This window comes from Pseudomonas sp. GD03858 (assembly GCF_029840925.1).
Lineage (GTDB): Bacteria > Pseudomonadota > Gammaproteobacteria > Pseudomonadales > Pseudomonadaceae > Aquipseudomonas.
In genome coordinates, this window is the sequence record NZ_JAOCDM010000070.1 from 1 (window position 1) to 21,255 (window position 21,255).

A 21,255-nucleotide genomic window follows, 5' to 3' on the forward strand; every position below is an offset into this window, starting at 1 on the left:
GCAGGGCGAACACCGCTTCGGCGTGGCAGCCGCCATTCAGCGCCGGCTGCGCCGGTTCAGCACGGAACGGCTGGCCGGACTGGCTGACCTGGCGAAACGCCTCGCGCACGATACCCACCCGGCAGGGCAGTGCCTGCTCGTAGCTCGCACGCACCAGGGGCGCCAGGCGTCCGGTTCCGGAGCCGTCCTGCCACCAGACATTCAGGCCAAGCCCCGCCAGGCCATCCAGCCAGGCGCCATTGACCCGTGGTGATAGCTGACCTGCGCTGAAGGCACTGATATGAAGCGGCTTGTCCAGCTGGCGGTTGAACGCCTGCAACTGGGTGTACAGCGCATCGCGCCTGGCCGCATCGCGAAAGTGCAGGTCGTCCAGCTCCAGCGGCAGGTACCAGCCGGACACCGGCAGCGCCCAGTCGGCCTTCAGCTGCTGGTACTGGGTAAGGGAGCGGCCCAGCTGGGCTTTGAAGTAGCTGCTCAGTCCCTCGCCGTCCAGCTGTTCCAGGCGTTGGTAATAGGCTGGGTCCATGTACAGGCCCAGCACCAGCTCCAGGCCCTGTGCCCGCGCCTCGCGCAGGCTGTTCGCGAGCCAGCCGTGGGCGCCGCCGAAGTCGCTGTCACCGTAGGCGCTCCACTGCACGATCAGCGTCTTGCCACCCTGGGCCATGGTGGCGCGCCACAGTTGCTGCCACTGGGCCGGGGTCACGCTGGCGTCGCGGTTGAGCGGTTGGTAGAACAGGCGCTGGTCGGCCTGCGTGGGCAGGCACAGGGCGAGCAGGCAGACTGCCAGGAACTTGCGCATCAGAATGTCATCTCCACGCCCAGCAGCACGCCGTTGGCGCGCTCATAAAGGTTGCCACCCAGCGATTGCTGATACTCGGCGCGCACTTTCAGCGAGCCGCGGTAGGCGTTGTAGCGGTCATCGTCGAACCACCACTGCCAGCGTACGCCGACCCCGGCGCGGGCGTCCTGCCGCCAGTCGTTGCTCGGATCCTGGCTGGCGAACTCGAGGAAGCCGTAGGGCATGATCGTCTGCGGCGACTGGGCGGGCAGTTTCCAGGCATGGCCCTGCTGGAAGCGCGACAGCCAGGCGTGATCACCGGCACGGGTCCACCAGGCGGCGTCGAGGTAGAGAAAACGCTCGTCCCAGTCGTCTTCGTCGATGCGCCAGTCGTTGCGATACCGGCCCTGATCGAGGAACGAGGCGGTGGCGCGCAGCAGCAGGTCGTTGCTCGACTCGGCGTTGTGGCGCAGGTCGCCCCAGTTGCCGCCAACCTTGGCCGGGCTGAGCAGCTCGCCCAGGCTCAGGCCGCTGTAGTGCTCGCTGTCGACCTGGCGCTGGTGGTAGAGCTCGGCGTAGAGGTTGAGGTTGGCCTGGCCGAACGGCTTGTAGCGCAGGCCCACGCCGGTGCCCATGCTCTGGGCGTAGTCGGTGCGGCTCTGGCCACCGAACAGCACGCGGCCGTACACCGACAGGGTGCTGCCGTTGCGGCTGGGTTCTTCACCCAAGGCGTGGTCCCACATGGCCAACTGCACATTCTGCGAGCGCGCCCGGCGCGAGGCACCGTCGCGCTCGCCGGTTTCGAGGAACTTGTCGTTGGTCGAGGTGCCGGCCGGTGACCAGGTGCTGGCCAGGGTGATGGTGTCGCGGCGCGACAGGGCCTCGTGGGCGCGGCGCTGGCGGTACTTGCGAGCCTCGAGGCTGCCGTACTCGTCATCGCCGTCCACCAGGTTCTGCTCTACGTCCAATACCCGGCGCAGCTCGCGGCGGGCCGAGGCGCTGTCCTCGGCTTCGTCGTAGCGCAGCGCCAGGGTCTCGCCCAGGCGGTAGTCCTCGGGGAAGTCGCGGGTGGCGCGCTCCAGGTAGGGAATGGACTGACGCCGTTGCTGCTTGTCCGCCGCGCCGGCCAGGCGCATGCCGTAGTCGGCGCGGTAGCGTGGTTGCTCGGGCGCCAGGCGCACGGCCTCGGCCAGCCATGCCGTGCTCTGGGCGCTGTCACCAGCCTGCTGGGCGGTGCCGGCGGCGGCGTAGTAGTGATCGGCACGCGGGTTGTGGCGCAGGGCTTCGCGCTGGAACGCCAGGGCCTGCTGGGTATCGCCCTGGCGCTGGGCAATGGCGGCCCCCAGCGCCCAGTCGTCGGCGCTGTGGTGGGCGGCGGCGTCCCAGTGGCGGCGGGCGGCGTTGGCATCGCCTGCGTTGAGGGCGCCTCGGGCGGCGGTCAGGCGGGCATTGTCGGACCAGGCACTGGCCGGCAGGCTGTTCCAGATCGGCAGAGCGCTCTCGGAGTCGCCGGAGGCTTCCAGGGCATAGGCCAATGGCAGCCGGCTGGCCGTGTCGCCGAGGCGCTCGGCGGCCTGGTAGTAGACCACCGCCTCGCCGGGCCGGTCGGGCATCGCGCAGCGGCCCAGGGCACGGAACTGGCCGGCTTCGCTGGGCTTGGCCGGGATCGCCTGGCGCACGGCATCGCACTGGCCAGCCTCGGCCAGGCGGCCGAGCAACTGGCTGCGGGTCGTCGGGTCGACCCGGGGTATCAGGGCCAGCATGCGCGGGCTGTTCAGCGGACCGTCGTTGCGTGCGTAGAGATTGCCCAGGCGCTGTAGCAACGAAGGCGTCAGGTGACCTTGACGGCGATCGTAGGCCTGTTCCAGCAGCTGTCGCGCATGCTCGGACCGCCCGCGTTCGAGCAGCATGAAGCTGGCTTGCTCCAGCGCCGCGAGATCGCCTGTCTGTCGATAGCGCTGCTCCCACTGCGCGGGTGTGCGTGGTTGCGCCGGTTGCGGTGGGTCGCCATACAAGCGCTGCCTGAGGATCGCGTATGAGCGCTGGTTGCCGCTGGCCTGGCACTGGGCGAGCTGTTCGCGAGCCAGTTGCAGGTCCTTGCGCGACAGCCAGTCGACGGTTTCCAGGCAGGGGCGCTGCAGTTCATTGCTCAGACGCCGCACCAGGGGCGCGTCGTCGCCTTCGCGGGCCAGTTCCCACAGCTGCTGGCGTTGTTCGGGCTGTTGCAACTTATCCTGCGGCAGGCTTTGCAGCCAGCGCTCTGCCTGCTGGTTGTGGCCCATGGCGATGGCGCGGTTGGCCATGGCCAGGCGCGTACGGGTCGCGGCCTCTGGCGATGGCGCGCTGGCCAGTAACTTGTTGAGGTGGTCTTCATCGACTTGCTGGACATAGGCGTTGGCCAGGCGCTGCCAGTCTTCGGCGGGCAACTGGCCCTTGTCGGCCAATGGCTGCAGTTGGTCGATGGTTTCGCCCCAGTTGCGCAGCTGTTCGGCGAAGTTGGCCCGGGTCAGGCGCAGCACCATGCCGTCGTCGCGCACCGGCAACTGGTTGAGCCAGTCCAGCGCCTTGGCGGCGCCGCCGAACTTGGCCAGGCTGACGCTGTAGGCCTGCCACAGGCGCACGCGCTGCTGGCCCTGGCTGCCGGCCAGCCAGGTCTCGACCTGGCCAGGTGACGGTGGATCCTGCTCGATCCAGGTCAGGCGCAATTCGAGCAGGGCGTCGGCGTGCTCGGGGTTGTCGTCGAGGTCCTCGGCGATCGCCTCGGCTTCCTTGTAGCGGCGTTGATGGGCCAGGGACTCGGCCAGCAGGGCGCGGGCTTCGTTGTTGTTGGGCACGCGCTTGAGCACGTGTCGGGTCAGGCGCTCGACCTCGGGCCAGTTGTCCTTCTGCGCCTCGCGATAGCCGCGTTCCATGAACGGATAACTGGTGAAACGCTGGAAGTCGGTCATCGGCGCAGTGGGCGCGGCCAGGGTGGAGGAACACAGCAACAGGCTGGCCAATGTCAGGGAAAGACGGGGCGTCATGCCACCTCCCGGGTCAGGTCATAGGCGGCCTGCTGTTCGCTGGCCTGCTCGACGAGGGCTTGCTGCAGCACAGCCTCGGTGATGATGCCGCGGGCGATCAGGTGTTCGCCCAGACTCTGGTGCTCGGGGTCGAAGTCGATCAACGCCTGGTTGAACAGTGTCACCGGCACCATGCCGCGGACCTGGAGCAGCGCGCCGAGCATCACCTGGTGGGTGCTGACCTTTTCCAGCAGGTCGGCGTCGTCCTGATGGCGCTCCAGGACCTTGAGCATTTCCCGCGTCTCGGGTTTCTGCCAGGGGCTCGGATAGTGGTAGCGCAGGCCAAGCGTGACCCGGCCCTGTGGCGCCAGCCGTGCCCGCACCGGGCGCTTGAGCTGACGGCTGATCACCCCCAGCGACACCTGGCTGACCGGGCTCTCGCTGGCCAGCACCAGGGTGTCGCCGTCTTCGCCCACGGGCAGCACACCGTAGTGGGTGGCGAGCTTGCGCGGCAGCTTGGCGATCAGTTCGGGGGCGATCTTGAACGGGTTGAGCGGTGCCCAGGGCAGGTCCAGCTGCTCGGCCAGGGCCTCGACCAGTTGCTCGCTGTCGAGCCAGCCGCGCAGCAGCAACTCGCGGCCCAGGCGGCGTCGGACCGGGTTGGTGACGGCCTGCTGCAGTTGCTCGGCGTTGATCAGGCCTTTGTCCACCAGGCGCTGGCCCAGGGGCGTGCGGGCGGGCGAGGCGATGGCGGGGAACTCGTGGGTGGTCTTGTCCCAGGCCACACGGCGCGAGTCGCCCATTTCCATGACTTGGCGCAGCGCCCGCAGGTTGGCGAAGAAGTTGACGAAGTTGCTCCACATCATCCGCGGCGCCGACAGCAGCCCCTCGAAAATGCCGTAATAGCGCGTGACGAACCAGAAGCGCTGGAACAGGCGGTTGAACAGCAGCAGGCCGTTGAGCCAGAGCAGCACGCTGAGCAGCTTGCTGTCGCTGAGAATGGACATGAAGCGCCAGGAGTCCGGTGCGATCACCGTGACCAGCCACATCGCCAGCAGCACCAGCAGCAACAGGTTGACCAAAAAGCTCAGGAGGTAGGCGAACAGCCCGCGGCGGTCACGCCAGAGGAAGTAGTTGAGCGCGCCCTTGCGGCTCCAGCCGAGGTTGCTGGTGCCCTGGAACACGATGCCGACGATCCACCGCGACTTCTGGCGGATGGCGTGCTGCCAGTCGCGGGGGAAGTGCTCACGCACGCAGATCACCTGGGCGAACTCGCGGCTCATGCCGGGGCGCCATTCCTGCTTCAAGGCCAGGGCCGGGTCGGTGATGGAGTAGCGGGCGAAGATGCACTTCATGCCCTTCTGCTTGAGACGAAAGCCGATGTCGTAGTCCTCGGTCAGGCTCTGCACGTCGAAGGCGATGCCGTCACCTTCCTCGAGCAGCGCGCTGATCGCCCGACGGCTGAAGCAGGTGCCGACCCCGGCGCTGGGCACCTGGCCGGTGAGCGCCTCGCGCACGATCACGTCCTTGCCGTGGTTCTCGGCGAACTCGTCGACGTAGTGGCCGGCGGTGAAGCCCTTCCATTCCGGGGCGTAGGGGTACACCGGAATCTGGATCATGTCCTTGTTCGGCAGCAGGTAGTTGAACAGGCGCAGCTCCATCGGCGAGATGACGTCCTCGGCGTCATGCAGGATGAAACCGGCGAACTCGATGCGTGCGTCCTGCTGGAAGCGCAGGATGGCGTCGATGATGTTGTTCAGGCAGTCGGCCTTGCTGGTCGGGCCGGGGCGGGCGCAGACCACTTTGTGCACGTTGGGATAGTGCAGGCACACGGCGTCTACGTCGGCTTGGGTCTGCGGGTCGTTGGGGTAGGTGCCGACGAAGATCTGGTAGTTCTCGTAGTCGATGGTCGAGGCGGCCAGGCGGGCCATCTCGCCGACCACACCGACTTCGTTCCAGGCCGGGACCATGATCGCCAGAGGCTTTTCCGGCACTTCGAACAGGCGCTTCTCGTCGGCTTTTTCGAACCTGTCGTAGATCCGGAAACGGCGGATCAGCTTGCGGCCCCAGTAGCACAGGTCGATGAACAGGTCGTCCAGACCGAGCAGGAACATCAATGCCGCCAGGACGATGGCCAGGATTTTCAGGCCGAACAGCACATAGGTCAGGAAGTCGATGAAAACCAGGCTCATGCGTTGTCTCGCGCGGCGGATTGCTCGGCGAACCAGCGAGTCAGGCGTTCGGCGATACGTTCGCTGGCGTGGCCGTCACCGAAGGGTGTGTAGACCTGTGCCATGCGCTCATAGGCGACCGGGTCGTCCAGCAGTTGGCTGGTTTCGTGGACGATGCGTTCGGTGAGGGTGCCGACCAGCTTGACCGTGCCGCCCTTGAGCACCGCCGGGCGTTCGGTGACCTTGCGCAGCACCAGCACTGGCTTGCCCAGCGCAGGGGCTTCTTCCTGCACGCCGCCGGAGTCGGTGAGGATGATATGGGCGCGGTTCATCAGCCAGACGAAGTGCGGATAGTCCTGGGGCGCGACGAGGTGGATGTTGTCGCGACCGGAGAGCACGCTGTACACCGCATGCTGCACCTGTGGGTTGAGGTGCACGGGGTAGAGGAACTGCACGTCCGGGTAGCGCAGGGCGAGCTCGGCCAGGGCCAGGCAGATGCGTTCGAAACCGCTGCCGAAGTTCTCCCGCCTGTGGCCGGTGATCAGCACCATGCGCTGGTCGTCACGCAGCACGTTGAGCGGCGAGTCCGCGGCCGGGCGCCATTTGTCGCTCTTGAGTTTGTCGCGCATCCACAGCAAGGCATCGATCACGGTGTTACCGGTGACTTCGATGTGTTCTGGCGGCACGCCCTCACGGATCAGGTTGGCGTCGGAGTCGCGGGTGGGGGTGAAATGCAGGTCGGCGAGCACGCCGGTCAGGCGCCGGTTGGCTTCCTCCGGCCATGGCTGCTGCAGGTTGCCGGTGCGCAGGCCGGCCTCGACATGGCCGATGGGGATGTGCCGATGGAAGGCGGCCAGCGAGGCGATGAAGCTGGTGGTGGTGTCGCCGTGGACCAGGACGATGTCGGGCTTGACCTGTTCATAGGCTTGGTCGAGCTTGTCGAGCAGGTCGCGGGACAGGCCGTTGAGCGTCTGGTTCTGGGTCATCACCTGCAAATCCTGGTCGACCTTCAGGCCGAAGGCGGTGAGGACTTGTTCGAGCATCTCGCGATGCTGGCCGGTGGAGCAGATATGCAGGTCGACCTCGGGCCATTCGCGCAGGACGCGGGCCAGCGGGGCCATCTTGATCGCTTCCGGGCGGGTACCGAAAACCATCATCACGGTGTAGGCCATCGTGTAGTTCCTCGTTCGATTCCCTGGACGAAGTTGTACGACTTGTCGGCGCTTGCAAGTCATAGATACAAGCAGCGGAATGCGGGGTTGTCCAATGCGCGGCCGGCCCTGCGCAGCGCTTGGCGGCAGTGGCGCGAAGGCCGGATCGGGTCGACGGGGGTGGTGCCGGATGCCAGGGATGGGGTGCTGCTGAAACGTTCATGCTAGCTTTTCTTGATTGAACGGTCAGTCAATAAAGTATTTCTGACTTTTTCTCGTGGCTTTCTTCTTGTAATTTTGTAGGTCTTTTTTCCAGGGAGCTGCACATGCAAGGCAAGGCGCGCAAGGTCGTTCAGGCCATCCTCTATGAAGCCATCGCGGTGGCGTGCGTGGCGCCGGCCCTGGAGTTCGCGTTTGGCGCGGGCATGGCGCAGTCGACCGTGTTGTCGATACTCATGTCGGCCATCGCCATGAGCTGGAACATGGCCTACAACTGGGCGTTCGAGCGGTGGGAGGCACGGCAGCACAAACGCAACCGTACGTTCCTGCGGCGTCTGTTGCATGCGCTGGGGTTCGAGGGTGGGCTGGTGCTGATTCTCTTGCCGTTGGTGGCTTACTGGCTGGATATCGGTCTATGGGCCGCGCTGGTGACCAATCTGGCCCTGTTCGTATTCTTCTTCGTTTATGCGTTTGTGTTTCAGTGGGGCTTCGACAAGGTGTTCGATGTACCGGTTTCTGCGCAGGAAGTACCCAAGGGGTGTTGATCAGGTCGGCTTGATCGCCTGTCGAACGCCAGCGTCGGACAAACGGTTCAAGTGCTTAATCCCAAAGTGATATCAAATCGCTTGCACGGCCCAAACCCCGATCTATGCTCAGGATCATCCCGTGGAAACAAGGAGATCCGGCACATGTTCGAGTACCATCGCAAGTCCGACCTGGTCGAGATCCAGCGCAGCCGACAGGCCTTGGCGGGCATGGAAGCGAAGCTGGCGGCAATCAGCCGTTCCATGGCGATGATCGAGTTTGCGCCCGACGGCATCATCCTCGATGCCAACGAGAACTTCTGCAATACCATGGGCTACAGCCCCGACGAAATCCGTGGCAAGCACCACCGCATATTCTGTGACCCCGGCTACGCCAAGAGCGCCGAATACCAGCAACTATGGCGTGAGCTGGGGCAAGGCAAGGCCATCAGCGGCACCTTCGAGCGGCTGGACAAATCCGGTCGTGAAGTCTGGCTCGAAGCCAGCTACATGCCGGTCGTCGACGACCGGCAGCAAGTGACCAGTGTGATCAAGGTGGCTGCCGACATTACCCGGCACGTGATCGAGGAGCATGAGAGCGACAGCCTGCTCAAGGCGATCGGGCGGTCGATGGCGGTCATCGAGTTCACGCCGGCCGGGCGGGTGATCAAGGCCAACCAGAACTTTCTCGACACCATGGGCTACCGCCTGGATGAAGTGGTGGGGCGCCACCATGGGCTGTTCTGCCTGCCCCACGAGCGTGAATCGGCCCAGTATCGCGAGTTCTGGGCGTCGCTCAACCGTGGCGAGTACCACTCCCATCGCTTCGAGCGCATCAACAAGCAAGGGCAGACCGTCTACCTGGAGGCTTCCTACAACCCGATCTTCGACAATAAAGGGCGCCTCTACAAAGTCGTGAAGTTCGCCAGCGACATCACCCGCCAGGTCAGTACCCAGCAAACCGCCGCCGATGCGGCTCACGCCAGTTCCGTGCAGACCGACGCCTGCGCGCGCAAGGGCACCCAGGTGGTGCAGCAGGCCGTCGAGGTGATCGAGCAGATCTCCGCGGAACTGAACGAAGCCGCGCGCAGCATCGATGCCGTGAGCAAGCAGTCCGAAGCGATCGGTCAGATCGTCCTGACCATTCGCGGCATTGCCGACCAGACCAACTTGCTGGCGCTCAATGCGGCAATCGAGGCCGCTCGGGCCGGAGAGTATGGTCGAGGCTTCGCCGTGGTCGCCGATGAAGTGCGCAACCTGGCGGCACGCACGAGCAAGGCCACGCTCGAGATCGTCGACGTGGTGCGGCAGAACCATGACCTGTCGTTGACGGCAGTGGCCAGCATGCAGTCGAGCCTGACCCGCACTGGCCTGGGAGTGGAACTGGCGAACGAGGCGGGTACCGTGATCATGGAGATACAGCAGGGATCACGGCACGTGGTGGACGCTATCAGCCAGATTAGTTCGACCTTGCAACTGCATTGAGGTTGTCGCGCAGTTCCTGTTCCAGGCTGAGCAGGCTCGCCTTCAGCCGGTCGAGCGCCAACCCGATCGGTTGACCGCTGGCGAGCACCTGCTCGAGCGCTTCGCAGTCCTGCACCACGTTCCTGACCTTGAGCATCTTGGCGCCGCCCTTGACCCGGTGCACCACCGCGCTCAGCGCATCGCCCGCTGGTTGTGGCCCGAGGTCGTGCAATGCCTGCAGGTCCTGGGCATTGCTGTGGGCCAGTTGCTCCAGCAGGTGGCGGGTCAATTGATCGTCGTCCTGGGTGAGATGGCGCAATTGTCCAAGATGAAAACCACTGGTGTTCTGTAGTTTGAACGGCTGCTCATGCGAAGGAGCGCCACCCTGTGGCAAGGCAGCCCTGAGCGTGCGCAGGCCGATCGGCTTGAACAGGCATTCGTCCATGCCACTGGCCAGGCAACGTTGGCGTTCTTCGCTCTGGGCATTGGCCGTGACGCCAATGATGCGACAAGCTGGCAGCTTCCTCGCCAGCTCTTGCGCGCGGATGCGCCGGGCCAGTTCATGGCCGTCCATGACCGGCATGCTGCAGTCGGTGATCACCACGTCGAAGCGTCCCTCCTGCCATGCCGCCAGCGCGCTTTTGCCCTGGTCGGCCAGTACGACCTGATGGCCGAGGGTGCGCAACTGTTTGTCCAGCAGTAGCAGGTTGGCGGGGTAGTCATCGACCACCAGGACCCGCAGAGGTCCTGCGCCGAGTTCGCTCGCAGGCCTGTCGGCGGGTAGGGGGGCATGGGCCTCGGCGATTGGAAGAGGCAGCAGGACATCGACCTGGGTACCCAGCCCTTCGAGGCTCTGCAGGCTCAGTTGCCCGCCCATCAGCTCGCACAACTCGCGGCTGATCACCAGCCCCAGACCTGCACCCTGGCGAGCCTGGCGGCCATCGACCTGCGCGAAGGCGCTGAACAGCCGCGCCTGATCGGTCGTGCTGATGCCTATGCCCGTGTCCCTGATCTGGAACGCCGCCCGTAGCGAGTGTTCGTCAAGCGCCGCTACCGTCAGCGACACATCGATATGGCCTTGATCGGTGAACTTGATCGCGTTGCTCAGTAGGTTCGACAGCACCTGCTTGATCCGCAGCGGATCGGCGATCACCCAGCAGGGTGTGGCGGGCAGCATCGTGCGCAGCGAGAGGCCCTTGAGGCGCGCATTGGCCTCGAACACCCGCAGGGTGGCATGCACCAGCTCGACCAGGTCAATTGCGAGGGGTTGCAGGCTCACATGGCCCGATTCGATGCGTGATATGTCGAGCACGTCGCCGATCAGGTCGAGCAGACCGATCGCACTGTCATGGGCGGTTTCCAGGGCCTGGTGGTCGCTGCGCCCGTGGCGGCTGTCCTCCATGGCCAGCTCGAGCAGGCCGATGACAGCGTTCATCGGTGTGCGGATCTCATGGCTCATGACCGCCAGAAAGCGGCTTTTCGCCCGGCTGGCGTGCTCGGCGTCCTCCTTGGCCTGGCGCAGCTGTTCGAGCAGGCCGCGGCTGAGCGCCAGTTGCTCCTGCAGGGCGCGCTGGGCCTCGGTGCGTTGGTGGATCAGTTTACGCAGGTAGGTGTTCCAGAAGACCACGCCGGCTAGCAGTACCGCGGCCAGGACCAGCACCTGCAAGGCCAGGGCGCGGTAATTGCGCCAGGGGCTGTCGCTCACCACGGTGCTGGTACGCCAGCGGTTGACCAACTGCTCCAGTTCATCGGGAGGAATGCTCAGCAACGCCTTGTCCAGGATGGCTTGCAGTTGTGGCAAGGCGGGACTCACAGCGAAGGCCGCCAGGGCAGGCTCGTCACCCTGCAGGCCGGCGATCCGCAGGCGTCCCTTGAACACCTGGTTGATGAAGTACGCGGCATTGATGTGTGAACTGATCGCCACATCGGCGCTGCCGTTGGCAACCGCCTCCATCAATTGCAGCGGGTTCTCGACCTCCACCGGGCGCACGCCGATGCTGCCTTCGAGCAGCGGTGAGCCGCGCAGCACGGCCACGCGCAAGCCGTGCAGCGGATGGGTGCTGGACAGCGCGGGTGCCTCCTGGCGGGTGACCAGTACCCGTGGGCTGATCATGTAGGGACGGGTGTAGCGCAGGCGCTGGGCGCGGTATGTGCCATAGCCGATGGCGCCGATCATGTCCACTCGACCTTGGCTGGCCTGCTCGACCATGTCCTGGAACGACTCGGACTCGACGATCTGGAATTGCAGGCCGGTGCGCAGGCTGATGCGCTCCAGCAGATCCAGAGCGATGCCACGTGGATGCTGCTGGGCATCGGCGAAGGTCAGGGGAGCGAGGGTGGTGTTGATCATCACCTTGACCTGCTGGTGCTGCTCGATCCAGGCGCGCTCCTCGACGGTCAGCGCATCCAGGCGGCGATCGAGCAGAATGCTGGTGCTGCCGCTGGTCCAGCGTCGCAGGATATTCAACCGTTCACTGTCGGCGATGCGTCCCAGAGCCTGGTCCACCAGGATCAGCAGCCGGGCATTGTCCCGAGGCAGGGCGAACGCGAAGGTACTGGCGGGTGCCTTGACGAAGTGATCGACCTTGACCATGCCCTGGTAGCCTTTGGCGATCACGTAGTCGGAGCTGATGGCATCGCCCAGGTAGGCATCGGCCTCGCCGAGGGCGACGGCCGCCACGCCCGCCAGGGTCGAGCGATAGAGGCTCAGCTGAGCCTTGGGGAACAGTTGGCGCACTGTCTGCATCGGCAGGTAGTGGTCGACCATGGCAAGGCGCAGTCCGGCAAGGTCGCCGTGCACGGAGCGGGAATGGCGGGTCACGATGACCGGCAGGTCATCGGCATACGGCAGGCTCAGGGCCAGTTCGGCGTCGTTGGCTTCGAAGGCGTTGGATGTGCCCAGCAGGTCGATTTCCCCGGCATGCAGCGCTGCCAGGGCCTGCACACGACTGGCGTAGCGTCGAACTTCGATGGGGATGCCCAGCTGTTCGGCAATCAGCCCCGCATAGTCGGCGCTGAGGCCTTCATAGTCGGTCAGGCTGTTGTTGATGTCGAACGGTGGGTAGTCCGGACGCGAACTGCCCAGTACCAGGCGTTTGCGCTCACGCAACCACTGGCGATCGGAGTCGCTCAGTGGCAGCGCAGGGGCGGCGCTCAGGGCGCGCGCCAGCAAATGGCAGCTTTCGCTGGCGGAGGCGCCCAGGGTACAGGCGGGCAGCCATGCGGCAAGCAGCAGGCACAGCAAGGTGCCCTTGCTCATGGCTCAGACCACTTTGTTGCGTTTGGCCAGGTCGACCATCTCCACCAGCGATTCGGCCTTGAGCTTGTCCTTGATTCGACCACGGTAGGTGCTGATGGTCTTGGCGCTGAGGTTCATCTGCTCGCCGATCAGTTTGTTGCTCTGGCCGCTGCCAAGGCGCCTCAAGACTTCCACTTCGCGGTTTGACAGGCTGCCAAGTCGTTCGCCCTCGCTTTCGAGCGTATTGCTGTTGACGTGCATCTGCGGGAAGGTCGAATAGCCCTTGACCAAGGCTTTGAGGGCAAAGACCAGCGCATCGAGATCCTCGTCTTTGTTGACGAAGGCCGAGATACCGGCATCCATGCAGCGGCGCACATAAAGGTCGGCGGGTTGGCCTGTCAGCGCCATGATCCTGGGCGCTGGGTCCAGAAGCTTGAGGCGTTTGATGACTTCCATGCCGTCGAGGTCCGGCAGGCCAATATCGAGGATGACCACATCTGCCTTGGTTTCGGCCGCCAGGCGGGCAGCTTCCTTGCCTTTGCCGGTTTCACCCACGACGGTGAAGCGTTCACCCTCGAGCAGCATGCGCACGGCGAGTCGAACAATGTGGTGGTCATCGACCAACAGTACGGTTGTCATGGATAACTCCTGTCGAGATAAGGTCCGCTTCCTGCCTTGCAAGTTGGTGCTTTTATACGGACCCACTGGGCAGCGCGAACATTACGGCGATTCAGGGGCCTTGGTAATAGCCGAGTACTATCATGTTGAAAATCCTACCTCCATTTGTTGAAAAGGACTACAAGCCACTGATCAGGTGCAGGCGGGGTGGGCCTTGTTCACGCGTTGGCGCGAGGCCGGGTTGTTTATCAGCGAACGGCCCACTCGGGTTGGGCGCGTGACCAGTTGCCCCCCGCAGTTGGGGCATCGGCCTTGGAAGTGTCGATCATTGCAGGCCCGGCAGAACGTGCATTCGAACGAGCAGATCAGTGCGTCCGGGCTTTCGCCTGGCAGGTCGGTGTCGCAGCATTCGCAGTTGGGGCGTAGTTCGAGCATGGCTTGGCCGCCGTCGGGAGGATGAAACCCTAGTGTGCAACGGTGCGTCGCCAGCCGACAATCGCCGCCTCAGCCCGGGCGATAGAGATGGGCGTGCCCGGCCCGATAGAGGGCGGATTCGGCGAACGGCGCATCGCCCAGCACATGGCCGACGAGGATCAGCGCGGTACGCCGGAACCCCTTGCTCGCCACGCCATCGACGATGTCCGCGAGGGTACCCTTGACCCAGTCCTGGTCCGGCCAGGTGGCGCGGTGGACCACGGCGACAGGGCAGTCGGGCCCGTAGTGCGGCAGCAGCTGCGCGACGATGCGGGACAGGTGCTTGACACCCAGGTGAATGGCCAGGGTGCTGCCGTGCCGGGCCAGGTCGGCCAGCTGCTCGCCGGGTGGCATGGGCGAGCTGTCGCCATAGCGGGTAAGGATGACCGTCTGGGCGACATCGGGCAGGGTCAGCTCGCAGCCCAGCAACGCCGCGCTGGCCGCGGTGGCGGTCACCCCGGGGACGATCTGGTAGTCGATACCCAGCTCGCGCAAATGGCGGATCTGCTCGCCGATGGCACCGTAGAGGCTGGGGTCGCCACTGTGGACCCGGGCGACATCCTCACCCTTGGCGTGGGCCTGGCGCATGGCGGTGACGATCTGCTCCAGGTGCAGCTCGGCACTGTTGATCACGGTATGCGCGCGGTGGCCCTTCAGTACCGCGGGTGGGACCAGGGAGCCGGCGTAGATGATCACTGGGCATTGCCGGATCAGGCGCTGGCCCTTGACCGTGATCAGTTCCGGGTCGCCGGGGCCGGCGCCGATGAAGTAGACCGTCATGGGAGTTCCTTGCAGAAAAAGGGCGGATTATCCGCCGATGGCCAGCGCCAGGGTAGCGCCACCGAGGACCTGGCGCGGTACATGCAGGCGTGGCCGGTCGGTTGCACGACCGGCCAGCGCCAGCGCGGTGCTTTCGGCAACGCCCCAGCAGCCGGTCTGGGCGTAGGCATTGGCCGAGCGCTGGCTGAGCAGGGGCTCGAAGACGAGCAGGTGCTCGGCCTCGAAGCATACGAAAGGCAACCCGAGGCGCTCGGCCAGCGCCAGCAGGCCGGGCTCGCGGGCCTTGGGGGCGATACTGGCGATCGCCCCCAAGGCAGAAAGCGGCAGGGCATTGCTGGCGAGGGTCTGACGCAGCAGCACCGCCAGGGTTTCCACCGGGCAGCCCCGGCGGCAGCCGAAGCCGGCATACAGCACCGGCGGATACACGGACATCAAGCCTGGCTGGAGCGGCGGTACAGCCAGGCGCTGAGCAGGCCCAGGGCCAGCCAGAACGCGGCATTGGTCAGCCAGGAGGCGATCTTGAACTGCGTCGCGAGGGCTTGCGGGGCGAGGCTCTCATGCACGGCGGGCTGCGGTGCGCCGATCAGGTGTGGAAGCACCAGCAGGGCAACGCCAAGCGCCTTGAGCAGCCAGTGTCGAGCGAACACCAGCAGGGCCAGGCCGCCTGCCGTGGCGGCGGCGGTGCCGATCCACCAGGTCTGGCGTTGGCCGAGGTCGGCGGCTGCGGTGCCGGGGAGTTCCGGCGGCAGGCCAAGGGTCGGCGCCAGGCAGAACACGGCGAAGCCAGCCAGGCCCCAGAGCGCGCCGGTGGCCACGCGGCCAGGTTCGCGCAGGCTGTAGAGCGCGGCGAGGATCAGGGCGAAGCCCACCGCGACCACCAGGTTGCCGCCTGTGGTGGACAGCACGCGCTGCCAACCGTCTTCCGGGGCCCAGGCCTCGGCACCGTGTTCGTGCTCATGGGCGGCGGCTTCGCCATGCTCGTGATGTTCGGTGACGGGGGCCGCGCTTTCATAGGTCTCTGCCTGGAGAATGAGCGGGGCCACCCAGAAACTCTGCAGCAAGGTCAGCAAAAGGGCCGCAAGCAGCCCGCTGAAGCCCGCGGTACGGGCAATACGCGTGATCATGCGGGTCTACTCAGTGGCAGGGGAAGGCGGCGCTGTGGCGGGTATCGTGGGCGGCGTTGTGCACCGCCTCGATGTGCGAGAAGCCGGCGAAATACACCAGGCACAGACCCAGCAGGCTGGCGCCTGCCGCGACGATCAAGCGCTGGCTGAGGGTGATGGGAGTGGCGACGCTGTGCTTGGCACTGGTGTAAGGCATGACGCGTTCCTCTGCTGCTTTATTATGGCAACGGGCAAGCGCGACGCTCCAAGGCAAGACTCGCCCTGGGAATACGACAGCGCCCGCCCACCGCGGGGTGTTCATCTGCACGTCAGGCCGGTCTCCGGGCTGGCGAGGCTGGAGCGGGGCTCCATCGAGGGCGGTCACCTTCCCATGCCGACGTGCTGGCACAGTGGTCTGGACGTCTCTCTCGCTTACCGTTGCGGGGGCAGCACCGGCTTTGTCCGCACGCTGTCGAGGCGGCGTGACGCACCGGTTTCCCGTTTCACCCCCAATGGGGGCACCTGAACGCAATGCGCTAGCAAATCATGGGGCACGGCTTGCGTCAATCGCGGCGGCGGTTGACCGCGAAGCAGGCACTGCGTAGCCTTGCCGCTTCGAGGTTCTCCGGCCCAGGCCGGAGCTAAGACGGGAACGCGGTACAAGCCGCGGCTGCCCCCGCAACTGTAAGCACTGAAGGGTTCGGCACAGCCACTGCGCAGCGCGCGGGAAGGCGCCGGCCCACCGGCATCGAAACCGGAACGGTGCAAGCCAGGAGACCTGCCTCGTGACGTTTTCGACTTTCAACCGGGCGGGGTGATCCGGTGGCGAACGCGCCCGGCCGGCCTGGCCGAGGCTGTCGTCCGGCCTGCCCGCGCCATTGCTGCCAAGGGCATCGCGACATGAAAACACTGGCCAAGCTTCCCGTCACCATCGTCACCGGCTTCCTCGGCTCGGGCAAGACCACCTTGCTCCGCCACATGCTCGACAACGCCCAGGGCCGCCGCATCGCGGTGATCGTCAACGAGTTCGGCGAGCTGGGCATCGACGGCGAGATCCTCAAGCAGTGCAGCATCGGTTGCACCGAGGAAGAAGCCAACGGCCGCGTCTACGAGCTGGCCAACGGCTGCCTGTGCTGCACCGTGCAGGAAGAGTTCTTCCCGGTCATGCGCGAGCTGGTGGCCCGTCGCGGCGATCTCGACCATATCCTCATCGAAACCAGCGGGCTGGCGCTGCCCAAGCCGCTGGTGCAAGCGTTCCAATGGCCGGAGATCCGCAACGCCTGCACCGTCGACGCGGTGATCACCGTGGTCGACAGCCCGGCGGTGGCCGCCGGCACCTTCGCCGCCTACCCGGAACAGGTCGATGCCCAGCGCAAGCTCGACCCCAACCTGGACCACGAGTCGCCGCTGCACGAGCTGTTCGCCGACCAGCTGGCCAGCGCCGATCTGGTGGTCCTGAACAAGGCCGACCTGATCGATGCCCAGGGCCTGGCCAAGGTCCGCGCCGAAGTCGCCGAGGAGCTGCCGTCGGCGGTCAAGGTGATCGAGGCGAGCAGCGGTCGTCTGCCGCTGGAGGTATTGCTGGGCGTGGGCGCCGAATCCGAGGCGCATATCGACGGCCGTCGCACCCACCACGATTCGCACCACGACGGCGACGACCATGATGATCACGACCATGATGCCTTCGACTCTATCTCCATCGACCTGCCCGAGGCCGACGACAGCCTGCTGCTCGACGCGCTGACGCAGTTGGTCACCGAATTTGGCATCCTGCGCGCCAAGGGTTTCGCCGCCATTCCGGGCAAGCCAATGCGGCTGCTGATCCAGGGCGTGGGCACACGTTTCGACAAGCACTTCGACCGTGCCTGGCGCCAGGACGAGCCGCGCATCACCCGCCTGGTGCTGATCGGCCAGGACCTCGATGCGGTGCAACTGGAGGCGCGCCTGCGCCAGGCCCTGGGCGCCTGAGCCATGCATCTGCTGCGGACCCAGCCCGGCGGTTTCGTGCCGGACGACAGCATTGCCGATCTCGGCCAGACCCCTGCCGAGCTGGTGATCCTCTGCAGCGGCGATTCGCACCTGGCGCTGCTCGCCGAAACCGCCGAGCAGTTGCCCGAGGACTTCCCCAGCCTGCGCCTGGCCAATCCCATGCAGGTGCAGAACCACGCCTCGGTCGACCTTTATGTCGACGAGGTACTGCGTCACGCCAAGGTGATCCTGGTGTCGCTGCATGGCGGCGTGGGTTACTGGCGCTATGGTGTCGAACAGTTGGTCGAACTGGCCAGCCATGGCGTGCAACTGATCCTGGTGCCGGGCGATGATCGTCCCGACCCTGAATTGACCGGCCTGGGCACGGTGCGCGGCGAGCAGGCCGAGCGGCTTTGGCACTATCTGCGCCAGGGCGGCAAGGGCAACGCGCTGAACCTGCTCAATTGCCTGGCCAGTCAATGGCTGGGGCGTGATTACCCCTGGAGCGAGCCCCAGCCTTTGCCGCGTACCGCCGTGTACCACCCGGCCAGGGCCAGCGCGGCGCTCGAGGACTGGTACGCCGAGTGGCGTCCCGAGTGGCCGGTGGCCCCGTTGCTGTTCTATCGCTCGCATCTGCAGGCGGCCAACACCGCGTTCGTCGACGTGTTCTGCCAGCGTCTGCAGGCCTGTGGCTTGAACCCGTTGCCGATCGCGGTGGCCAGCCTCAAGGAGCGCGCCTGTCTCGATCAGGTCGAGGCCTGGCTCGACGAGGTGCAGGCCGAGGTGGTGATCAACACCACCGGATTCGCCCTGTCCAGCCCGGAGCAGCCCAATCTGCGCCCCCTGCGCCGCGATGTGCCGGTGCTGCAGGCCATCTGCGCCCAGGACAACCAGCCCGCCTGGGAACAGAGCGAACAGGGCCTCGGCGCCCGCGACCTGGCCATGCACATCGCCCTGCCGGAGCTGGACGGGCGCATCATCACCCGACCGGTGAGCTTCAAGGACCTGGCCTGGCGCAGCGAGCGCAGTCAGTCCGACGTGGTCTGCTACCGTGCCCATCCCGAGCGCATGGACTTCGTTGCCGAACTGGCCCGACGCTGGGTGGCGCTGGCGCGGCTGGACAACCAGGAAAAGCGCGTAGCCCTGGTGCTGGCGAACTACCCGACCCGCGATGGCCGCATCGGCAATGGCGTTGGCCTGGACACCCCCGGTGCGGCGCTCAACATCCTCAAGGCGCTGCAGGCGCAGGGCTATCCGGTGGCGGGCCTGCCCGACAGCGGGACCGAGCTGATTCGCCAACTGCTCGGCGGGGTCACCAACGACCTCGACCACCTCGACCAACGACCCTGTGCCCAGAGCCTGAGCCTGGCCGATTATCACGCGGCGTTCGCCGAGCTTCCCGAGGCCAACCAGCGCGCGGTGCTGGAGCGCTGGGGAGCGCCGGAGCAGGATCCGCTGCATCGCGGCGGGCGGATGATGGTGGCGGGCCTGCGCTATGGCCTGACCTTCGTCGGCATTCAGCCGGCGCGGGGCTATCAGGTCGATCACAGCGCGGTGTATCACGACCCGGACCTGGTGCCTCCGCACGGCTACCTGGCGTTCCATTTCTGGCTGCGCAACGGCTATGGCGCCGATGCGCTGGTCCATGTCGGCAAGCACGGCAACCTGGAGTGGCTGCCCGGCAAGGGCGTCGGGCTGTCCCGCGAGTGCTGGCCGGACGCATTGCTCGGGCCGTTGCCGAACATCTACCCGTTCATCGTCAACGACCCGGGCGAGGGCGCTCAGGCCAAGCGCCGGACCCAGGCGGTGATCATCGACCATTTGATGCCGCCGCTGACGCGCGCCGAGACCTATGGGCCGTTGCGCCACCTCGAACAGCTGGCGGACGAGTACTACGAGGCGCAGCTGCTGGACCCGCGTCGCGCGCGCGAGTTGCAGCGCGACATCCTCGAACTGGTCAAGGCCAACCATATCGACCGTGAATTGCAGCTCGAGGGGCAACTGGACGATGCCGCCGTCTGGCTGCCACGCCTGGATACCTACCTGTGCGACCTCAAGGAGTCGCAGATCCGTGACGGCCTGCATGTGTTCGGGCAGTCGCCGGTGGGGCGTTTGCGCAGCGATACGCTGTTGGCCTTGATGCGTGTCGAGCGCGGCGACGGCAAGGGTGGCAACGCCAGTTTGCTCCGTGCACTGGCCAAGGCGCTGGCGCTGGGCTTCGATCCGCTCGATTGCGACCTCGGGCAGGCGTGGAACGGACCACGGCCTGCACTGCTCGAGGATACCGTCGCGGCGCTGTGGCGCACCACGGGCGATACCCGCGAGCGCTTGGAGCTGCTGGCGCTGGCGTTGGTCGAGCGAGCCCTGGAAGGTCGCGCCGCAGTGCCTGATGAACCGGCTTGGCAGCCCGTGCGTGATGTGTTGCAAACACTGGTCGAACAGATCGCACCGTGTCTGGATGCCTGTGGTGGCGCTGAAATCGAAGGCCTGCTGGCGGCCCTGGCCGGGCGCTTCGTGCCGGCCGGCCCCAGCGGGGCGCCCAGCCGCGGGCGCCTGGACGTGCTGCCCACCGGGCGTAACTTCTATACCGTCGATGTGCGCAACCTGCCGACCGCCACGGCCTGGCGTCTGGGCTTCGCCTCGGCCAACCTGATCCTCGAGCGTCACCTGCAGGATCACGGTGACCACCTGCGCCAACTGGGCCTTTCGGTGTGGGGCACGGCGACCATGCGCACGGGCGGTGACGACATCGCCCAGGCCATGGCGTTGATGGGCGTGCGCCCGGTGTGGGCCAGCGGCAGCCAGCGGGTCGATGACTTCGAGATCCTGCCGCTGAGCTTGCTCGACCGACCCCGGGTCGACGTGACCTTGCGTGTTTCGGGCTTCTTCCGCGATGCCTTCGGCAACCTCATTCGCTTGTTCGACGCCGCCGTGCAGGCGGTGGCGGCGCTGGACGAGCCAGATGATCTCAACCCACTGGCCGCGCGGGTTCGGGCCGAGCGACAGGCGTTGCTCGAGCAAGGCCTGGACGCCGAGCTGGCCGCTCGCCAGGCGGGCTGGCGGGTGTTCGGCGCCAAGCCCGGCGCGTATGGCGCCGGCGTGCAGAACGCCATCGACGGGCGCCTCTGGCACAGCCGCGACGATCTGGCCGAGGTCTACCTCAACCATGGCGGCTATGCCTATGGCGCCCAGGACGAAGGCACTCCGGCCCGCGCCCGTTTCGCCCAGCGCCTTGGCCAGATGCAGGCGGTGCTGCAGAACCAGGACAACCACGAGCACGACCTGCTCGATTCCAACGACTACTACCAGTTCCAGGGCGGCATGCTGGCCGCCGCCGAGACCCTGGCCGGCGTGTCGCGGGCGAGCTATCACGGCGACCATAGCCAGGCCGACCGCCCACGCGTGCGCACCTTGAAAGAAGAGCTGAACCGGGTGATCCGCGCCCGCGCGCTGAACCCCAAGTGGATCGACGGCGCCAAGCGCCATGGCTACAAAGGTGCCTTCGAGCTGGCGGCGACGGTGGACAATCTGTTCGCCTTCGATGCCACCACGCACCTGATCGACGATCATCATTACCAGGGCCTGGCCGACGCCTACGTGCTCGACCCGGCCACCCGTGATTTTCTCCGCGAGCACAACCCTGAGGCGTTGCGCGACCTTACCGAGCGCCTGCTGGAAGCCCAGCAGCGTGGCCTGTGGCAGGAACCGGGCAGCTACCGCGACAGCCTCGAGCAGCAGCTGCTCGAAGGCGAGGAAGACAATTAA

Annotated in this window: 15 protein-coding genes and 2 riboswitches; of the genes, 4 read left to right on the top strand and 11 right to left on the bottom strand. The window is 66.0% G+C overall.

Annotated features, from left to right (window positions below; genetic code table 11):
- The 4 genes from N5D48_RS17370 to wecB all read right to left on the bottom strand — a co-directional run.
- Nucleotides 1–799 (bottom strand): DUF4434 family protein (locus N5D48_RS17370; RefSeq protein ID WP_279886553.1); only part of this gene is annotated, 799 nt, incomplete at its 3' end.
- Entirely contained in the window at nucleotides 799–3,801 is a 3,003-nt protein-coding gene (locus tag N5D48_RS17375; RefSeq protein ID WP_279886556.1) for a phage receptor, read from the bottom strand. The genes N5D48_RS17375 and N5D48_RS17370, both read right to left, overlap by 1 nt.
- On the bottom strand, nucleotides 3,798–5,972 hold the full coding sequence (gene nrfB / locus N5D48_RS17380; protein ID WP_279886558.1) for a cyclic di-3',5'-guanylate-activated glycosyltransferase NrfB: 2,175 nt from the start codon (nucleotides 5,970–5,972) through the stop codon (nucleotides 3,798–3,800). Before nrfB ends, N5D48_RS17375 begins: the two co-directional genes overlap by 4 nt.
- Nucleotides 5,969–7,123, bottom strand: coding sequence for a UDP-N-acetylglucosamine 2-epimerase (non-hydrolyzing) (gene wecB, locus N5D48_RS17385; protein ID WP_279886561.1), 1,155 nt, complete (start codon nucleotides 7,121–7,123; stop codon nucleotides 5,969–5,971). Before wecB ends, nrfB begins: the two co-directional genes overlap by 4 nt.
- A 305-nt stretch (nucleotides 7,124–7,428) precedes the next feature.
- On the opposite strand from wecB, the gene N5D48_RS17390 reads away from it, so the two are divergent.
- Together N5D48_RS17390 and N5D48_RS17395 are read left to right on the top strand one after the other, a co-directional pair.
- A complete protein-coding gene (locus N5D48_RS17390; RefSeq protein ID WP_279886564.1) occupies nucleotides 7,429–7,866 on the top strand; it encodes a PACE efflux transporter in 438 nt (145 codons plus the stop codon).
- Between the two features lie 144 nt (nucleotides 7,867–8,010).
- Nucleotides 8,011–9,330 carry a PAS domain-containing methyl-accepting chemotaxis protein gene (locus tag N5D48_RS17395; RefSeq protein ID WP_279886566.1) on the top strand — a complete coding sequence of 440 codons (1,320 nt, stop codon included), beginning with the start codon at nucleotides 8,011–8,013 and terminating at the stop codon, nucleotides 9,328–9,330.
- Here N5D48_RS17395 and N5D48_RS17400 read toward each other — a convergent pair.
- The 7 genes from N5D48_RS17400 to N5D48_RS17430 all read right to left on the bottom strand — a co-directional run bounded on the left by N5D48_RS17400 (nucleotide 9,305) and on the right by N5D48_RS17430 (nucleotide 15,739).
- On the bottom strand, nucleotides 9,305–12,568 hold the full coding sequence (locus N5D48_RS17400) for a transporter substrate-binding domain-containing protein (protein WP_279886569.1): 3,264 nt from the start codon (nucleotides 12,566–12,568) through the stop codon (nucleotides 9,305–9,307). The genes N5D48_RS17395 and N5D48_RS17400 overlap by 26 nt on opposite strands.
- 3 nt (nucleotides 12,569–12,571) lie before the next feature.
- Nucleotides 12,572–13,186, bottom strand: a complete 615-nt coding sequence (locus tag N5D48_RS17405) for a response regulator transcription factor (protein ID WP_279886571.1) — start codon at nucleotides 13,184–13,186, stop codon at nucleotides 12,572–12,574.
- A gap of 171 nt (nucleotides 13,187–13,357) precedes the next feature.
- The gene (locus tag N5D48_RS17410) at nucleotides 13,358–13,600 is read right to left on the bottom strand and encodes a DUF1272 domain-containing protein (protein ID WP_279886574.1); all 243 of its coding nucleotides are present in this window, start codon (nucleotides 13,598–13,600) and stop codon (nucleotides 13,358–13,360) included.
- Between the two features lie 69 nt (nucleotides 13,601–13,669).
- Nucleotides 13,670–14,419, bottom strand: coding sequence for a precorrin-4 C(11)-methyltransferase (gene cobM / locus N5D48_RS17415; protein ID WP_279886577.1), 750 nt, complete (start codon nucleotides 14,417–14,419; stop codon nucleotides 13,670–13,672).
- 27 nt (nucleotides 14,420–14,446) lie between these two features.
- On the bottom strand, nucleotides 14,447–14,851 hold the full coding sequence (locus N5D48_RS17420; RefSeq protein ID WP_279886580.1) for a cobalamin biosynthesis protein: 405 nt from the start codon (nucleotides 14,849–14,851) through the stop codon (nucleotides 14,447–14,449).
- Nucleotides 14,851–15,543, bottom strand: coding sequence for a CbtA family protein (locus N5D48_RS17425; protein ID WP_279886583.1), 693 nt, complete (start codon nucleotides 15,541–15,543; stop codon nucleotides 14,851–14,853). The genes N5D48_RS17420 and N5D48_RS17425 overlap by 1 nt, the downstream gene beginning before the upstream one ends.
- Nucleotides 15,544–15,553: 10 nt before the next feature.
- On the bottom strand, nucleotides 15,554–15,739 hold the full coding sequence (locus N5D48_RS17430; RefSeq protein ID WP_279886586.1) for a CbtB-domain containing protein: 186 nt from the start codon (nucleotides 15,737–15,739) through the stop codon (nucleotides 15,554–15,556).
- A 97-nt stretch (nucleotides 15,740–15,836) separates the two neighbouring features.
- Nucleotides 15,837–16,063, bottom strand: a riboswitch (cobalamin riboswitch).
- Nucleotides 16,064–16,123: 60 nt separating this feature from the next.
- Nucleotides 16,124–16,323, top strand: a riboswitch (cobalamin riboswitch).
- Between the two features lie 99 nt (nucleotides 16,324–16,422).
- Here N5D48_RS17430 and cobW point away from each other — a divergent pair.
- A complete protein-coding gene (cobW, locus tag N5D48_RS17435) occupies nucleotides 16,423–17,490 on the top strand; it encodes a cobalamin biosynthesis protein CobW (RefSeq protein WP_279886588.1) in 1,068 nt (355 codons plus the stop codon).
- Nucleotides 17,491–17,493: 3 nt separating this feature from the next.
- Entirely contained in the window at nucleotides 17,494–21,255 is a 3,762-nt protein-coding gene (gene cobN / locus N5D48_RS17440; RefSeq protein WP_279886590.1) for a cobaltochelatase subunit CobN, read from the top strand.

Bases quoted from the DNA above. Each gene is read 5' to 3' on its own strand.
- N5D48_RS17375 (WP_279886556.1), bottom strand. From the start codon at position 3,801: ATGACGCCCCGTCTTTCCCTGACATTGGCCAGCCTGTTGCTGTGTTCC.
- nrfB (WP_279886558.1), bottom strand. From the start codon at position 5,972: ATGAGCCTGGTTTTCATCGACTTCCTGACCTATGTGCTGTTCGGCCTG.
- wecB (WP_279886561.1), bottom strand. From the start codon at position 7,123: ATGGCCTACACCGTGATGATGGTTTTCGGTACCCGCCCGGAAGCGATC.
- N5D48_RS17390 (WP_279886564.1), top strand. From the start codon at position 7,429: ATGCAAGGCAAGGCGCGCAAGGTCGTTCAGGCCATCCTCTATGAAGCC.
- N5D48_RS17395 (WP_279886566.1), top strand. From the start codon at position 8,011: ATGTTCGAGTACCATCGCAAGTCCGACCTGGTCGAGATCCAGCGCAGC.
- N5D48_RS17400 (WP_279886569.1), bottom strand. From the start codon at position 12,568: ATGAGCAAGGGCACCTTGCTGTGCCTGCTGCTTGCCGCATGGCTGCCC.
- N5D48_RS17405 (WP_279886571.1), bottom strand. From the start codon at position 13,186: ATGACAACCGTACTGTTGGTCGATGACCACCACATTGTTCGACTCGCC.
- N5D48_RS17410 (WP_279886574.1), bottom strand. From the start codon at position 13,600: ATGCTCGAACTACGCCCCAACTGCGAATGCTGCGACACCGACCTGCCA.
- cobM (WP_279886577.1), bottom strand. From the start codon at position 14,419: ATGACGGTCTACTTCATCGGCGCCGGCCCCGGCGACCCGGAACTGATC.
- N5D48_RS17420 (WP_279886580.1), bottom strand. From the start codon at position 14,851: ATGTCCGTGTATCCGCCGGTGCTGTATGCCGGCTTCGGCTGCCGCCGG.
- N5D48_RS17425 (WP_279886583.1), bottom strand. From the start codon at position 15,543: ATGATCACGCGTATTGCCCGTACCGCGGGCTTCAGCGGGCTGCTTGCG.
- N5D48_RS17430 (WP_279886586.1), bottom strand. From the start codon at position 15,739: ATGCCTTACACCAGTGCCAAGCACAGCGTCGCCACTCCCATCACCCTC.
- cobW (WP_279886588.1), top strand. From the start codon at position 16,423: ATGAAAACACTGGCCAAGCTTCCCGTCACCATCGTCACCGGCTTCCTC.
- cobN (WP_279886590.1), top strand. From the start codon at position 17,494: ATGCATCTGCTGCGGACCCAGCCCGGCGGTTTCGTGCCGGACGACAGC.